Annotated in this window: 16 protein-coding genes and 1 pseudogene; 10 read left to right on the top strand and 7 right to left on the bottom strand. The window is 58.9% G+C overall.

The genetic code is table 11. The features are described from left to right. The first annotated feature begins 22 nt into the window (after nt 1–22). The 8 genes and pseudogenes from RBB80_RS02245 (at nt 23) to RBB80_RS02210 (ending at nt 6,505) form a co-directional block, all read left to right on the top strand. Nucleotides 23–1,831: a MutS-related protein gene (locus tag RBB80_RS02245; protein WP_433966714.1), complete on the top strand. Its 1,809-nt coding sequence runs from the start codon at nt 23–25 to the stop codon at nt 1,829–1,831. A 252-nt stretch (nt 1,832–2,083) separates the two neighbouring features. Next, nucleotides 2,084–2,704 carry an electron transfer flavoprotein subunit beta/FixA family protein gene (locus tag RBB80_RS02240; RefSeq protein WP_433966713.1) on the top strand — a complete coding sequence of 207 codons (621 nt, stop codon included), beginning with the start codon at nt 2,084–2,086 and terminating at the stop codon, nt 2,702–2,704. Beyond that, nucleotides 2,671–2,841, top strand: coding sequence for a hypothetical protein (locus tag RBB80_RS02235; protein WP_433966712.1), 171 nt, complete (start codon nt 2,671–2,673; stop codon nt 2,839–2,841). Before RBB80_RS02240 ends, RBB80_RS02235 begins: the two co-directional genes overlap by 34 nt. Next, nucleotides 2,838–3,788 (top strand): electron transfer flavoprotein subunit alpha/FixB family protein, encoded by a 951-nt coding sequence (locus RBB80_RS02230; RefSeq protein WP_433966711.1) that lies wholly within the window; start codon nt 2,838–2,840, stop codon nt 3,786–3,788. Before RBB80_RS02235 ends, RBB80_RS02230 begins: the two co-directional genes overlap by 4 nt. A gap of 157 nt (nt 3,789–3,945) precedes the next feature. Next, nucleotides 3,946–5,130: a hypothetical protein gene (locus tag RBB80_RS02225; RefSeq protein ID WP_433966710.1), complete on the top strand. Its 1,185-nt coding sequence runs from the start codon at nt 3,946–3,948 to the stop codon at nt 5,128–5,130. A 243-nt stretch (nt 5,131–5,373) separates the two neighbouring features. Beyond that, nucleotides 5,374–5,472 (top strand): annotated as a pseudogene (locus RBB80_RS02220) (hypothetical protein); the annotation flags it as partial. Between the two features lie 48 nt (nt 5,473–5,520). Next, nucleotides 5,521–5,988, top strand: a complete 468-nt coding sequence (locus RBB80_RS02215; RefSeq protein WP_433970126.1) for a hypothetical protein — start codon at nt 5,521–5,523, stop codon at nt 5,986–5,988. Then, on the top strand, nt 5,915–6,505 hold the full coding sequence (locus tag RBB80_RS02210; protein ID WP_433966709.1) for a hypothetical protein: 591 nt from the start codon (nt 5,915–5,917) through the stop codon (nt 6,503–6,505). Before RBB80_RS02215 ends, RBB80_RS02210 begins: the two co-directional genes overlap by 74 nt. 79 nt (nt 6,506–6,584) lie before the next feature. On the opposite strand, the gene RBB80_RS02205 is transcribed toward RBB80_RS02210, so the two are convergent. The 4 genes from RBB80_RS02205 to RBB80_RS02190 all read right to left on the bottom strand — a co-directional run bounded on the left by RBB80_RS02205 (nt 6,585) and on the right by RBB80_RS02190 (nt 9,988). Continuing rightward, nucleotides 6,585–7,037: an alpha/beta hydrolase fold domain-containing protein gene (locus RBB80_RS02205; protein ID WP_433966708.1), complete on the bottom strand. Its 453-nt coding sequence runs from the start codon at nt 7,035–7,037 to the stop codon at nt 6,585–6,587. Further along, nucleotides 7,037–7,534 carry an alpha/beta hydrolase gene (locus tag RBB80_RS02200; protein WP_433966707.1) on the bottom strand — a complete coding sequence of 166 codons (498 nt, stop codon included), beginning with the start codon at nt 7,532–7,534 and terminating at the stop codon, nt 7,037–7,039. The genes RBB80_RS02205 and RBB80_RS02200 overlap by 1 nt, the downstream gene beginning before the upstream one ends. A gap of 130 nt (nt 7,535–7,664) precedes the next feature. After that, nucleotides 7,665–8,105 carry a septal ring lytic transglycosylase RlpA family protein gene (locus tag RBB80_RS02195; RefSeq protein ID WP_433966706.1) on the bottom strand — a complete coding sequence of 147 codons (441 nt, stop codon included), beginning with the start codon at nt 8,103–8,105 and terminating at the stop codon, nt 7,665–7,667. Nucleotides 8,106–8,785: 680 nt separating this feature from the next. Further along, nucleotides 8,786–9,988, bottom strand: coding sequence for a lactonase family protein (locus RBB80_RS02190; RefSeq protein ID WP_433966705.1), 1,203 nt, complete (start codon nt 9,986–9,988; stop codon nt 8,786–8,788). Nucleotides 9,989–10,096: 108 nt separating this feature from the next. Here RBB80_RS02190 and RBB80_RS02185 point away from each other — a divergent pair, with 108 nt between their 5' ends. After that, entirely contained in the window at nt 10,097–10,843 is a 747-nt protein-coding gene (locus RBB80_RS02185) for an N-acetylmannosamine-6-phosphate 2-epimerase (protein ID WP_433966704.1), read from the top strand. 45 nt (nt 10,844–10,888) lie between these two features. Continuing rightward, nucleotides 10,889–12,121, top strand: a complete 1,233-nt coding sequence (locus RBB80_RS02180) for a sugar MFS transporter (RefSeq protein WP_433966703.1) — start codon at nt 10,889–10,891, stop codon at nt 12,119–12,121. Between the two features lie 36 nt (nt 12,122–12,157). On the opposite strand, the gene RBB80_RS02175 is transcribed toward RBB80_RS02180, so the two are convergent. The 3 genes from RBB80_RS02175 to nagA form a co-directional block, all read right to left on the bottom strand. Further along, complete coding sequence (locus RBB80_RS02175; protein WP_433966702.1) at nt 12,158–12,622, bottom strand: GntR family transcriptional regulator; 465 nt, start codon at nt 12,620–12,622, stop codon at nt 12,158–12,160. After that, entirely contained in the window at nt 12,619–12,933 is a 315-nt protein-coding gene (locus tag RBB80_RS02170; protein ID WP_433966701.1) for a GntR family transcriptional regulator, read from the bottom strand. Before RBB80_RS02170 ends, RBB80_RS02175 begins: the two co-directional genes overlap by 4 nt. Before the next feature lie 230 nt (nt 12,934–13,163). Then, nucleotides 13,164–14,330, bottom strand: a complete 1,167-nt coding sequence (gene nagA / locus RBB80_RS02165; RefSeq protein ID WP_433966700.1) for an N-acetylglucosamine-6-phosphate deacetylase — start codon at nt 14,328–14,330, stop codon at nt 13,164–13,166. Nucleotides 14,331–14,811 lie beyond the last annotated feature (481 nt).

The raw sequence follows: 14,811 nt of genomic DNA, 5'->3' as shown, positions 1-14,811 counted from the left end.
AGAGGTAAGCGATAATACCTCTGTGCCTCCGTCCGATCTTTCTCCCTCCGAAGAGTACAAGCAGCGCCAGCAAGCCCGCGAGCAACTGGTCGCGCACTTCGAGAACCTGCATCGACGCTTCGGAAATCTCCGCCTCCTCGTAGTCGTTGCAACCCTCTTCGCCTCCTGGTTCTCTCTCCACAACGATGCCTTTTCACCATGGTGGCTTCTCGCCGGCCCCATAGCATTTATCGCAATCGCCGCCTTCCACGCAAAGACCCTACGCAGTCGCGCCTGCGCAGAACGAGCCGCAGACTTCTATCGCAAGGGTCTTGCTCGCATCGAAGACCGCTGGAACTCCTCCAGCCAGATCGGCACTGGCCAAACCGGCGAGCGTATCGACACCAGGGCGAGTCTCTACGCCACCGACCTCGACCTCTTCGGCCCTGGCAGCCTCTTCGAACTGCTCTCGTTAGCTCGCACGCGCATGGGCGAAGACACCCTCGCCACCTGGCTCCTCTCTCCAACCCCAGTCGCCGACCTAAAGCAACGCCAAGCCGCAGTCTCCGAACTTCGTACCCGCCTCGATCTTCGTGAAGAAGTAGCTATCCTTGGAGAAGATCTCAAAGTCGGTATCCACGCAGAAGCTCTCACGCGTTGGGCCGAGGCTCCCAATCAGCTAAAGCATCAGGCTCTCCGCTGGCTCTCCCTACTCCTCTCTCTCGCATCAATAGCTTCTGTCGTCTTCTGGGCGCAACGCGGAGAAAAGACTCCTTTCTTCCTCATCCTCATCCTCGCAAGCGTCATCACCGCTTCTCTTCGCAAGCAAACCGCCGAAGTCCTTCAGTCCACCGAGCACGCCCTCAAGGATCTGCAACTCCTCTCCTCCTTGTTGGCCCGTCTCGAACGCGAACAGTTCGAATCGCCGCGCCTGCAGACTCTCAGCAAGCAACTCTCCTCTCATCACCTCGCAGGCTCTCAAGCCATCGCCTGCCTCCGCACCATCGTGGAGTACATCAACGCACTCGAAAACCCAATCCTGCGCGCCCTCAACGTCCCCCTGCTCTACGGAGTCCAGGTTGCCTATGCAGCCGAAGCCTGGCGCAGCGCCCACGGAACCGCAGTGCGCTCCTGGCTGGCCACAATCGGCGAAGCCGAAGCGCTCCTCTCCCTCTCTGCCTACACCTTCGAGCATCCCGCCGACCCCTTCCCCGAGTTCGTCCAGGGCCCACCCTGCTTCAATGCCGAACAACTCGGCCACCCCCTCATCCCCGCCGCAAAGTGCGTCCGCAACAATGTCAGCGTCTGCGGCGAAACCCGCGTCCTGCTCATCAGCGGCTCCAACATGTCCGGCAAAAGCACCCTCATGCGCGCTGTCGGCATCAACACAGTCCTCGCCATGGCTGGCGCTCCCGTCCGTGCGGCGAAATTGCAACTCACTCCGCTACAAATAGGCGCAAGCATCCTCATCAACGACTCCCTCCAGGAAGGAAGCTCCCGCTTCTATGCCGAGATCACACGTCTCCGCCAGATCTGCGACCTCGCCGAAAGAAATCCCCCCGTCCTCTTCCTCCTCGACGAACTCCTCCAGGGCACAAACTCGAAAGACCGACTCATAGGAGCCGAAGGCGTCGTCCGCGGGCTGCTCGACAGCGGAGCCATCGGCCTCATCAGCACTCACGATCTAGCCCTCACCAACATCGGCGAACAGCGCGACACTCGCCTTTACAACGTGCATCTCCAGGACGAAATCAAGAACGGAAAGATGAGCTTCGACTTCAAGTTGCACGAGGGCGTCGTCACCAAAAGCAACGGCATCGAACTCATGCGCCTCATCGGACTAAAAGTTTGACTCCCATCTTCCACCGACCGAAGGGAGGACCCAAGCAGTCAACCCACCAAGACCGGTATAAAAGTCACGAAGTGACCGCCTCCCGCGCAGGGAGCCCCGTCCGGCAGGACATCGTCTTAGGGAGCGTCCCCGTACCGCGTTGACGAACTGAACACCCATTCAGTATCCTTCTCGCGTCGAACCAACGCTCTTTTCCCGAAGCGATCCTTCAAAGAGTCAACCGAACGATGCACAGGATAAGGTAGAGAACACATGCGCATACTGACATACATTCGGCAGGTCCTCGACGCCGAAGAGAGCGTGCACATCGCCAACAACGCCGTCGCGCTTGAAAATAGCAAACTCGTCATGGACACCATGGACGAGTACGGTGTCGAAGAGGCGCTGCGCCTCCGTGAGAGCGGAATCGAAGCTGAGATTATCGCCGTTGCAGTAGGCCCAGCCCGCGTGCAGGACGCCCTCCGCACCGCCCTCGCCATGGGTGCCGACCGCGCCATTCACGTCGAGACCGACGTCCGCCTCGACCCTATCGCGCTCAGCAAAGTCCTCGCCCAAATCGCCACACAAGAGCAAGCGACCCTCGTTCTCTCCGGCGGCCAGCAAGCCGACTGGGACTCGCACGCTCTCGCCGCAGCCACCGCCGAGCGCCTCAACTGGCCGCAGGTCACCTGGACCAGCGCCCTCGAACTCAAAGACACAACCCTTACCGGCAAGCACGACGCCGACGAAGGCAGCGAATCCTTCACGCTTGAACTCCCCGCCGTCGTCACCACCCAGCAGGGCCTGAATGAGCCACGCTATCCCACGCTCCCCAACATCATGAAATCGAAGAAAAAGAGATGCGCAAAGAGTCTCTCGACCAGTTCAACGTAACGCCCAAGCTGAAGTTCGTCAGCGCCGAGATTCAGGTCAAGAACCGCCTCAACAAGATCCTCGATGGCAAAGACGTCCCCGCTGCCGCCGCGCAACTCGTGGATCTTCTTCGCAACGAAGCAAGGGTGATCGCATGATTCTCGTCGTGGTCGAGTACGCCAACGGAAGAGTCAGCAAGAGCACCTGGGAGATGATCACCGCCGCCCGCGAGTCAGGCCGCGAAGCCCCCATCACCGCATTCGTTATTGGCAGCAACATAGCAGCCGTCGCCGCTGAAGTGGCAAAAGCCGTAGACCAGGTTTTAGTCGCCGACCTCCCCGCACTCGCCCAGTACGACCCCGAGTTGTGGTCGGCCGCCGTCGCCCAGATCGCCACCGAAGGCGAAGCTTCCCTGGTTCTCATCGGGGGTAGCCGCAGCGGTCGCGAGTATAGCCCGCGCGTCGCCATCAAACTCGACGCCCCGTTACTCGAAGACATCATCACCCTCAAAACCACCGGCGACACCATCACCGCACAGCGCTACACCTTCCTCGCCCGTGTCACCGAGACCATCGAGTCGACCGCGCCCATCGCCGTCGTCACCGTCAAACCCGGCGTCTTCAACCCAGCATCGCCACTCGCCCAAGCCGCTGAGCAGTTCGACGTCGACCTCAACCTTCCTGCACCGCGCCTCAAGGTCACCGACAAGACCGTCGAGCGTAGCTCTCGCGTCGGGCTCACCGAAGCCGAGATCGTCGTCTCCGGCGGCCGCGGCGTAGGCAGTGCCGAAGGCTTCACCCAGTACGTCGAAGCCCTCGCCGATCAACTCGGTGCCGCAGTCGGAGCCACCCGCGCCATCGTCGATGCAGGCTGGCGCCCCTACTCCGAGCAAGTCGGCCAGACTGGAAAAACCGTGCAGCCAAAGACCTACATCGCCATCGGCATCTCCGGCGCAGTCCAGCATCTCTCCGGCATGAACAAGAGCAAAACCATCGTCGCCATCAACCGCGACGCCGAAGCCCCCATCTTCAAAATCGCCGACTACGGCATCATCGGCGACGTGACCCAACTGGTCCCCGCCATCCTCACCGAACTGAAAAAGTAGTCACCGCGCAGTGCGTTCAACAAAAGTATTGTCCATTCTGATCGAGGCGAAGAGCCTCATTTGGCTATTGACGTTGCTGTTTTTTCCTAAGCAGCAAGTCCAGATGTAAAGTAATCACGAATCACCGAACAAAACGAACGCAAGCGGTGCCGGCCCAATGCTTCCACTCTCCCAGAAGATCGCCTTCCTTCTCTTCGCCGTCTTCACCCTCGCACTCGGCCTGCAAGGCTTCTACCGTCTCTACCTCCGCATACGTCGTGGCGCCCCGGACCCCGAAGCCCGCTTCAACAATCTCCCCCGCCGCCTCGTCTACGCCCTCACCACCACCCTCACCCAGCAGCGCACCTTCAAGAAGCGCCCAACCATCGGCCTCTTCCACTCCTTCATCTTTTACGGCTTCATCTTCTACGGACTCGTCAACTTAGTCGACGCCGCTGAAGGTTATCTTCCCCTCATCATCTCGTCGTCAAATCCCATCGGCGCAGCATACAGCTTCCTCGCCGACATCCTCAGCTTCCTCGTCCTCCTCGGCGTAGTCGCGCTGGTCATCCGCCGCTTCGCCCTCCCCAGCCGCACCGACTTCCGCTTCAACCCGCGCACCCTCCTCCACAAAGACGTCAAGCATCAAAAGATCACTCGCGACTCGCTCATCGTCTCCACCTTTATCCTCTTCCACGTCGGCAGCCGTGCCATCGGAGCCGGAGCCAAGATCGCCGCCGAAGGCCCCGACCCGCTCCAACCCTTCGCCACCCTGCTCTCCCACCTCTTCACTCTCGCCAACGCCGAAGCCTTCCGCATCTTCGGCTACTGGGGAGCACTCGCCTCCGTCCTGGCCTTCCTCGCCTACTTCCCCTACACCAAACACGTCCACATCTTCATGGCCCCGGCCAAGTACTTCGTTGCCCGCGAACCCACCTCCGGGGTCCTCCCTCTCGCAGCCCTCAACCTCGACACCGAAGACGAAACCAATCCTCAAACCATCGGCGCCGCCAAGCTCGAAGACCTCGCCTGGCCCCGCCTCCTCGACGCCTACGCCTGCATCCAGTGCAACCGCTGTCAGGACGTCTGCCCCGCCACCGCCACCGGCAAATCCCTCTCCCCCGCCGCGCTCGAGATCAACAAGCGCATGGAGCTCAACGACCTCGCCGCCCAGCAAAACCCCTTCGCCTTCACCGCCGCCCCCTTCGAAAAGAACGCCCCTAGCCGCCGCCCGCTTCTCCAATTAGCCCTCTCCCCGAAGCCGCCTGGGCCTGCACCACCTGCGGAGCCTGCATGGAGGTCTGCCCCACCCAGAACGAGCAGATGCTCGACATCATCGACATTCGCCGCAACCAGGTCATGATCGAAGGCGAGTTCCCCAGCCAACTCCAATCCGCCTTCCGCGGCATGGAGCGCGCCCAAAACCCCTGGGGGATCAACCACGAGCAGCGCCTCGCCTGGGCCGACGGCCTCAACGTCAAAACCACCGACGAAAACCCCACCCCCGACGTCCTCTACTGGGTAGGCTGCGCCGCCGGCTACGACCCCCAGGCCCAGAAGACGGCCCGCGCCTTCGTCGAGCTCCTCAATCACGCCGAGGTCAACTTTGCCGTCCTCGGAAAAAGAGTGCTGCACCGGAGACAGCGCCCGCCGCGCCGGCAACGAGTACCTCTACCGCCAGCTGGCCGACAAGAACGTCTCCACCCTAAACACCGTCCGGCCCAAGCTCATCGTAGCCAGCTGTCCCCACTGCATGAACTCCATCGGCCACGAGTACAAGCAGATCGGAGGCGACTACAAGGTGATGCACCACACTGAGTACCTCGAAACCCTCGTCTCCACCAAAAAACTCACCGCCGCGCCCAGCGAAGCGACCATCACCTACCACGACCCCTGCTACCTCGGCCGCCACAACGGAGTCTACGAAGCTCCCCGCAACCTCCTCAACATCCTCTCGAACTCCACCCCGAACTCCCCCGCAACAAGGAAAACTCCTTCTGCTGCGGAGCCGGCGGAGCCCAGTTCTGGAAAGAGGAGGAAGAAGGGAATGAGCGCATCTCCGACAACCGCTTCCGCGAAGCCCAGGAGACCCTCGCCCCCGCGGCCGGGGAAAAGTCCTCGCCGTAGGGTGCCCCTTCTGCAAGAGCATGCTCGGAAGCACACCCAACAAAGCCGACTCCGAAGACATCGCGATCAAAGACGTAGCCGAACTCCTCCTTGAAGGGGTCCGCCGCAGCAAAGGTCTCAGTATCGTCACGCCGGCAAGCGAACCCGCCACATCGGTCAACTCACAATCCACCCCCGAACCTGCGATCGCCATTCCCATCGCAGTGCCGCCTCCTGCAGTCGAAATCCATCGCGCGGAGATTCCTCCAGCCGCCACTCCATCCGTCGAGCGCAAAAAATGGCAACCGAAATCCGCCGCACCAACTCAGCCCGCGCAGAATCCCCCCATCGCGACTCCGCTCGCTAGCCAGGCTCCAATGGCCGACGCCGTTCAAACGCAGCCCACTCTCGAGCGCAAAAAGTGGCAGCCCAAAACGACAACAACTCCTCTACCGGAACCAGTACGCGACCAAACTCCCATCCCTGCGATCGCGCCAATCCAACCATCAACCGCCGCGCCTGAATCCGAATCCGCCTCTATTCAGGACGTTCAACCCCATCGTCCGAACGCAAAAAGTGGCAACCAAAATCCGCCGCCTCCATCGCCGTCCCTGAATCTGCACCCACCCTAACCGCGGAATCAGAATCTCCCCCGACTCCCACCGACGCCGCCCCGGCACGCAAAAAGTGGATCCCCAAGAAACCAACAACCTAGCCTAGCGACCCCGCCTTCACCCACTCCCCAACCCGTCGCAGCATCTCTTTCGCCTGCGGCAAAAGCGGAAACTCATTCGGCGAAGCCGCGAACCCATGGTTCATCCCCTCGGCAAACACCTCCGTCACCTCCACGCCGGCGTCTGCCATCCTCTTCGCATAGGCCTGCCCCTCATCCCGCAGCACGTCATACTCTGCCGTCACTACAAACGTCCTCGGCAGCCCAGCCAGCGAAGGAGCCAGCAACGGCGCAACCCGAAAGTCCGCCCCCTCACTCTTATCGTTCAGGTAATGATCCCAAAACCAGATCATCCCCTTCCGCGTCAGACCATACCCCTCAGCATTCTCAAGGTAGGAGGCTGTAGGCGGATCATAGTAAGCGGCAGCCGGGTAGAGCAGAATCTGGCCCGCCACTCCGTCCCTCGCCCGATCGCGCAGCAGCAAAGCCACTACCGTAGCCAGCGTCCCCCCGGCGCTGTCGCCCCCACTATCACCCTGGAACCATCCCCACCCAACTCCCCGGCATGCGCCATCACCCACTCCGTAGCAGCGATGCAATCCTCCAGCCCCGCCGGAAACTTATGCTCCGGAGCCAGCCTGAAGTCCACCGAGACCACCACCACTCCAGCCTCTTTCGCCAGCGCCCGGCAGTACGGATCATGCGTCTCCAGCGTCCCGGCCACCCATCCCCCGCCATGGAAGAACACCACCACCGGAGCCGGTTCCTCGCTGCCGGCCGAATAGATCCACACCCTCATCCGTCGCCCATCGGCTGCGATCATTCCTTCGTCCACCTGCACGGAGGCATACTCCGGCATCGGCACAAACCGCGCCATCATCTCCACCCGATGAAGTCTTGCCAACTCCGGCGTCAGTTCATGGGCCGGCGGCAGGCCCAACGCCTTCGCCTCATCCAGAAGTGTCTGCAGTACGGGATCAACCGGCATAAAGCAATACTACCCGCGCGGGCCGTTGCGAAGACACAGCCGCGCGCCCGTAAAAATCCCGCAGGAACTCTCAAGTTGAGTCAGGACCCGCCGATAATAGGGTCAGGATCGGCCGATAGGCCAAACAGCCTTAGTTTTGATAGGTCAGCAGCTCAAGCTTTACTGGGTCGATGCCCGTGCTCACCATCCGCAGCTGTCTCGCCGCAGCAAGCGACAGGTCGATCACCCGCCCAGGGAACAACGCCCCTCGGTCGGTAATCGTCACAATGACTGACCTTTGGTTCCGCAGATCGGTCACCTTGACCTTGCTACCGAACGGAAGGGTCCTGTGCGCCGCCGTCAGCTCGTTCATATCGAAGATTCGGCCGCTCGCCGTCCGCCGCCCCTGCCACATCTCGCCATACCAGCTGGCAAAACCGCTCTTTATCCTGGTTAACACCGTGGCCTTTGGTGGTCGCACCGTGGTCACGATCTCGGCCGGGGTGACATCATGCATCACCGTAGCCGGTTCCGCCGCCCTCGCCGATGCCGGGCTGGCGTTGTCCGTCGCAAAGACTGACAAAACGACCATCGCCGCCAAAGTAAAAGCGGTCCGGGCCCTTCCTAAGGTGATTGCGCTACGTTCGATTCCAGGTGTGGTTTCCATCCCTTAAGTATAAGAAATTCAAGGCTTAAAGGGTATTTTTAATGCACAAAAATGACCCTCGGTTCACCACACCCAAGCCTCCTTGTCAACCATTTTCGGGGTTGCCCGAAGGCCGAAAAAAGATGTTGAGTTTTCCCGTTTTGACAACTCCACCTTACAAAAGGGTTACACCCTCAAAATGAGGGGTAGAGCTACCCTCCCGTTTGCTCACATCGCTTTTTATTTCTTCCACCTCAAAACAGGCCCACATAACCACCTGCCAGAAGATCAAGGACATCCGGCACCCCAGATACAGTCTCCGCCAACGAAAAAAATCGATCCGTTCGAAGGCTCACCCAAAGTTCAAATAGCAGGAAGGATCTACAACTCCCCTTCACCAATAAATTCTGTCAAGCCCCGAAACGTAGAAAACCCGCGCCAATCCAGCGATTTCGCGTGGCGTATCAGTTATGCGCCAACCGTTATACTGGATATAGAGAAAGAGAAAGCCCCGGCTTCCGAGCCGGGCTCTCCTGTCTGCAACCCGTAACCCCTTTGATTGGAAATATTTGCGCGTAACCCATTTGTTATGACTATTTTACAAAAAGGATAAATCCGTAAATCATTCAAAACAAAATAGTTACGGAAAAATACCCCCGGGGGTGCCACACGGAGAGACTAGGCAAAGACCAGGCACTGCGGTCGAGAAAGAGGAAAGCTCTTCCCCCGTCCGTCAGCTTACCCGTCTTCACATCGCGAGCCAGCACCGATATATTGTCCGACTCCTGATTCGCGATCAACAGCCACCGGCCACTCGGGTCAAGCGTCAGATGGCGTGGAACCTTACCCCCGCACGGCATCCGGTCCACCAGCGTAAGCTTCCCGTCGGTCGGCGAGATCGCGAACGTGACCACAATGTCGTCAGAGCGATCGGTCGCGTACGCAAACCGCGCCTCCCGGTCGATCACGATGTCGTTTCCGGTGGTCACACCTGAAAATCCATCGGGCCTCATCACGACCTCCTGGACCGTCTCGAGCGCCCCGCGCTGCGAGTCCCAGCGCAGCACCACCACCGAAGAAGTCATCTCGGTGACGCAGTACGCCACCTTGCCGTTCGGATGAAAGCGCAGCGCCCGAGGCCCGGCCCCCGGAGCCGACTTCCAAGCCGCCGGATCATTCAGCGTGAGCTTCGCCGTCGCAGCATCCAGCCGATAGATGTGAATCTCGTCGATCCCCAGGTCGTTGACCAGCAGAAACCGGTTATCCGGCGACACCGTCACGCGATGAGCGTGCGGAGCCTCCTGGCGCCCCTTATCCGGCCCGTGCCCGCTGTACTGAAAGAACGAAACCGCGGGACTCAACTCACGACCCGCTCCAACCGCGAACGAAGCTGCGCTACCCCCGCCATAGTTCGCCGCAAACGCCGCCTTCCCAGTACGATCGAAGGCGACGTGGCAAGTGCCTCCGCCCCCCGACGCAACCTGATTGACCTTGGACAACCGCGTCTTGGTGCGGTCCAGAGTAAAAGTCGACACCGCACCGCTGTCCTTGCCCCCGAACTTATCCTGTTCATTGGCCACAAGGACGGTCTTCGCATCAGGAGCCAGCGCCAGAAACGTAGGATTCTCCGCCTCAGCCGCAAGACCAAGCGCCGCCAAATCCCCGGTCGACGCCGCAAAGGAGTACGCATAGATGCCCTTGCTGGAACCCGAGGTCTGTGTCCCAACCAGCAGCCGGGCCCCATCCTTTGCCGCCGCAAACCCCGCCCTACCCATCACCGATAACGCTGCCGAACCGGAAATAAATCCCCGCCGATTAATCTGTCTCAACCTCAGCTCCTTTTCCCTCATCCACAATAACGCGATTTGCAGATAGTCTGTTTCCTACAGCGGTTGAGAGTAACTCTCCTCTCAAAAGCTGCCTCCAAGGAAGCCAAAGTGTCTCAAGGTTCGAACTCCTCCTTCAACTCGCCATTCCATCGACTCCGCGGACGCATCATCGTCTCCTGTCAGGCCGCGGAAGGCGATCCGTTGGACGATCTCGACACGCTCACCCGCATCACGACCTCGGTCCTGCGCGGCGGAGCAGGCGGTCTCCGCGCCGAAGGCGCAGCGCGTATTGCAGCCTTCCGTGCCCTCACACAACTTCCCATCATAGGCATCATCAAGACCTACGACGCCAGCGGAGACGTCTACATAACCCCCGACTTCCACTCCGCCAAAGTCGTCAACGACGCTGGAGCCGACATCATCGCCCTCGACTGCACCGCTCGCCGCCTAACCGCCCCCGAACCCTGGCCCAAACTCATCTCTCGTATCCACTCCGAGCTCAACCGCCCTGTACTCGCAGACATCGCTTCCTTGGATGATGCTCTCGCCGCCGAGCGGGCCGGCGCCGACGCCGTCGCGACCACCCTCTACGGCTACACGGCCGAGACCGTAGGCATCCGCACTCCTTCCTGGCCCTTGCTCCAATCCCTGGTCGCACACCTGACAATACCCGTCCTCATGGAAGGCCACATAACCCACCCACCGGAGGCCCTTGAGGCCCTGAACATGGGTGCTACCGCCGTCGTCATCGGCTCCGCAATCACCCGTCCAGAGACTATTACCAATCGGTTCGTGCAGGTGACTCGACCGGCAGACGCTCAATTTTCCGACGAACAGCTTCGTAACGCAGTATAGTCATCTAGACAATGACGGACGTGTGTGTACGAACAGGGGACTAAGATGGCACTTGGAGTCGCGGGAGAGAGCTCAATCACAACGGTCGAAACTAGCAGCAAGAATTACACTGTTCCACTAATGCTGATGGTCTCTTTGTACTTTGGCATCGGTTTCATCACCGCTCTGAACGACATCCTGGTTCCACACTTCAAGGATCTCTTTCATCTCACCAACGTCACTGCACTGCTGGTCCAGTTCTGCTTCTTCGGAGCATATTTTGTCATGTCGTTGCCTTCTGGATGGATCGTCGGCAAGATCGGCTACAAATCGGGAATTGTTGTCGCACTGTCGGTGATGGGGCTCGGCCTGCTCCTCTTCCTTCCGGCCTCTGTCATCATCTTCTATCCACTCTTTCTCTTCGCTCTGTTTGTCGTGGGCAGCGGACTCGCGCTTCTCCAGGTAGCCATTAATCCTTACGTGGGTGCGTTGGGCCCTTCGGAGACCGCGTCCTCGCGGCTTAATCTGGCCGGGTTCTTCAACTCAATTGCGACCACCTCCGCGCCCCGAATTGGCGCCGCCTTCATCTTCATAGCCGCCGGCGCCTCCGCGGCGCAACTCGCCCACTCTGTGCGGAAGCCGTACCTCATCCTCTCCGCGTGCGCTTTTATGATGGCTATCATCACAGCCTTGGTGCAACTTCCCGACGTCATTGAAAAAGGCGGTTCCAAATCTGATTCTGACGGCAGCGCGTGGAGCTTCAGTCACCTGCGACTGGGTGCACTTGCCATCTTCTTCTACGTCGGAGCGGAGGTGGCGATCGGGAGCATCATGATTACCTATCTTGGACAGGCATCGATGGGGGGCTTGAGCCATGAGGTCGCCGCGCGATACGTCTCCTATTATTGGGGTCTGTCCTTGATCGGCCGCTTTGTCGGTTTCTTCGCGCTGCGCTGGATCCGAGCTCAGCGGGCGCTTGCTGTCGTCTCGCTGATTGCTGCCGCCCTGATTGCTCTCACCGTCGCAGCCCACGGACACATCGCAATGTGGGCGGTAGTCTTTTGCGGCCTTTGTAACTCGGTCATGTGGCCCTGTATCTTCCCGCTGTCCGTCAAGGGCCTGGGAAGACTCACGAGCCAGGGGTCTGGAATTCTCATCACGATGGTCGTCGGTGGGGCAGTCATCCCGGAGATTCAGGGTTTTCTCGCCGATACGCTTGGCTACCAGCACAGCTTCGCGATTGTTCTGCTTTGTTACGCTTACATTTTCTTCTTTGCAATCAGGGGCATCGCAATTTGAGCTCAGCCGATGCATCGCTCGCTCCGAGCAGCGCCGTTATTCAATAGTCGTGGTTGGTACGCGGATCGAAGCACGATACCTGTCGCCGCGATAACGGGAGCAGGCGACCTCGATTGGTGTCTCTTCGGTGGTCATGATGGTCCGCGAGATAGAAAGGATACTCGCCTTCTTTGGGATTGTCAGCAACTCGGATTCTTCGCGAGTCGCGGGCAGCGCCTCGATGACCTCATCGGCCCAGGCCACGCGCACACCGAATGTTTCGCGAAGGACGAAGTAGAGGGATTGCTTCGCGAAACTGATCTTCTCAAGACCTGGAAATTGTTTTAACAGGATATGAGATAGTTCGAGCGCCATCGGAATTCCGTCAGCGAGCCGTAGTCGACGCAACCGCATCACAGCCTCTCCCGTCTCAACCTTCAACTGCTCCGCGAGTTCTGCCGTAGCTTTTATCGCCGTTTGCTCGATTAGTTTTGAGCTGGGGGCCATACCGAGATGCTTCATATCTTCGGTAAACCCCGCAGATGCATGATGTTCTTCTCAAGTTTTGGTCGGGTGACAAACGTGCCACGCCCCTTTTGGCTAATGGCGAAGCCGCTAGTCTTTAACCCGTGTAGCGCTTGTCGGGCCGTCATTCGGCTCACCTGATAGATCCGCGCCAGTTCCTCCTCAGAAGCCAGAGGGTCCCCTGTCGAAACCTCCCCCGATTGAATCTTTTCCATCAGAGCCCGCTGGATCTGGTAGTACAACGGTATGAAGCCGCTCTTATCCAGAGGACGTACTACTGAAACAGTTTGATTTTGTGGCTTCGGCACTCTATCTCCTGAGACGTTCCGATATTATTTGTGTCTGCATGGCCACAACGACACCGGATAGGCAGGTTCAGCCGGCGTCTGAACACACGACATGTCGAACTGATTGACGTCCTTTGTCTTTTTAGTCTTATCGCGGTTCAGTTGTCTATACACACCTGTCAAACGTGTGTAACAACACATAGCGGATTCAGCGAGATATTACCTGCACCCAAGATATGAACGACTCCCCCTCATACGATCATTGATCTTCCCGACAAGAAGGTCTGTATGACCTCCGCAGAAGGCGATAGCACGGTGATGTTGGCAGCGTGACCCTCTTCGAGACTGCCCCAGCTGTCATCGATGCCCATCAGTCGAGAAGGATTTCGCGATGCGGCAGCGACAGCCGTATCCAGGCTCGCGTCGGTAAACTTGATGAAGTTCTGCACTCCGCGGTCCAGAGTCAAGACGCTGCCTGCAAGAGTGCCGTTTGAGGTGCAACGCCCGTCACGCACCTCAACCTTCATATCACCAAGCATGTATGTCCCGTCAGGCATTCCGGTGGCGCTCATCCCATCGGTCACCAGAATGATGCGGTCCTTATCCTTGGCTTTGAAGAAGAGCCTCACCATCAAGGGGTCCACATGAATGCCGTCGCATATGATCTCGGCAAACAGAGAATGCTTATCGAGTACATAGGCCGCTAGTCCTGGCTCCCGATGATCAATGGCCCGCATTGCATTGAACGTATGGGTCGCGGAACGCGCTCCAGCCACAAAGCCCGCTTCCGCTTCGCATACCCTGGCGTCGCTGTGTCCCATACTGCAACGAACGCCCAGCGCACATGCATGCGCGATCAGTTCAGTGGCTCCGGGCAACTCGGGAGCAACCGTCATAAGGCGAATCTGGCCTTCTGCTGCCTGCCAGAAACGGTCGAACAATGGGACAGTGGGCACTTGCAGCAGAGCATCCGTATGTACGCCACGTTTCAAATGAGAGAGAAACGGCCCTTCGAGATGTATTCCCAGCGGTGTAGCACCATAGTCGGCAGCCGCCGCTCTCCGCCTGATCTCAGTCGCGAGTCCCGTCAAAGAGCGTAGAGTCTCGTCTGTGGGAGACGTAACCGTGGTTGGAAAATATGCTCCCACACCGCGGCTGGAGAGATAGGCCCCAATCGCGTCTAGCGCCTCTGAGTCGGCTTCCATGACGTCGTGTCCAGCGCAACCATGAATGTGTATGTCGACATAAGCCGGAACCAGGCTGGCCTCAGGAAATGTATATGTTGCCTCCGCCAATTCATGGTCAGCTGCTGTCAGGCTCTCTATTTGGCTGATGCGCCCATCTTCTACTCTTACTAGCGGGTATTCGACCACCGCGTCTGAACTTATGAGTCTCCGCGCCGCTATCGTACTAATCATTGCCGCCCTTTCGTTGACGCCGCGCTGAACGCAAGCTCTAGTTAACCATGTTTCTGAATCTTCGAGCGGGCGTCGTGAAACCTATGAGCCGTCGATACCACGTTTCGTAAACAAACCTATCCTTGATATCGCAAATCCAGTATAGTCGTACATACAAGTTTGGCGAAGCAAAGATTCATCTTTCAACACTAGTCATCCTCGATGATGCGTCGTCAAAATAAACTTAATTCAAGCTACCGCTTCCCTCTAGCTCGCCGGTAGTGCTGAACATCTTCAACGGGTCAATCGCTCCTCAGCGCTGCCCGCCATCCCCTAACGCAGTTAACAGCAATCGGATGCCAAAGCAAATGACAGAACCGACGCTCACTCCGCAGGAGCCTGTAACATTTCCTCACGCCATGCTGCGTGAGATCTACGAGCAACCCCAAGCTCTCGCCGCGACTATTGAGCAATACGTCCCGGGCGGCGTTTCAACAGCAGA

This window comes from Tunturiibacter gelidiferens (assembly GCF_051013345.1).
Classification (GTDB): domain Bacteria; phylum Acidobacteriota; class Terriglobia; order Terriglobales; family Acidobacteriaceae; genus Edaphobacter; species Edaphobacter gelidiferens_A.
The sequence above is the reverse complement of the archived record's forward strand: the minus strand, read 5'-3'. Positions and strand labels throughout refer to the sequence as shown.

Coding starts and splice junctions, on each gene's coding strand:
- RBB80_RS02240 (WP_433966713.1), top strand. CDS start 2,084: ATGCGCATACTGACATACATTCGGCAGGTCCTCGACGCCGAAGAGAGC.
- RBB80_RS02215 (WP_433970126.1), top strand. CDS start 5,521: ATGAACTCCATCGGCCACGAGTACAAGCAGATCGGAGGCGACTACAAG.
- RBB80_RS02180 (WP_433966703.1), top strand. CDS start 10,889: ATGGCACTTGGAGTCGCGGGAGAGAGCTCAATCACAACGGTCGAAACT.
- RBB80_RS02225 (WP_433966710.1), top strand. CDS start 3,946: ATGCTTCCACTCTCCCAGAAGATCGCCTTCCTTCTCTTCGCCGTCTTC.
- RBB80_RS02175 (WP_433966702.1), bottom strand. CDS start 12,622: ATGAAGCATCTCGGTATGGCCCCCAGCTCAAAACTAATCGAGCAAACG.
- nagA (WP_433966700.1), bottom strand. CDS start 14,330: ATGATTAGTACGATAGCGGCGCGGAGACTCATAAGTTCAGACGCGGTG.
- RBB80_RS02200 (WP_433966707.1), bottom strand. CDS start 7,534: ATGCCGGTTGATCCCGTACTGCAGACACTTCTGGATGAGGCGAAGGCG.
- RBB80_RS02235 (WP_433966712.1), top strand. CDS start 2,671: ATGCGCAAAGAGTCTCTCGACCAGTTCAACGTAACGCCCAAGCTGAAG.
- RBB80_RS02210 (WP_433966709.1), top strand. CDS start 5,915: ATGCTCGGAAGCACACCCAACAAAGCCGACTCCGAAGACATCGCGATC.
- RBB80_RS02230 (WP_433966711.1), top strand. CDS start 2,838: ATGATTCTCGTCGTGGTCGAGTACGCCAACGGAAGAGTCAGCAAGAGC.
- RBB80_RS02195 (WP_433966706.1), bottom strand. CDS start 8,105: ATGGTCGTTTTGTCAGTCTTTGCGACGGACAACGCCAGCCCGGCATCG.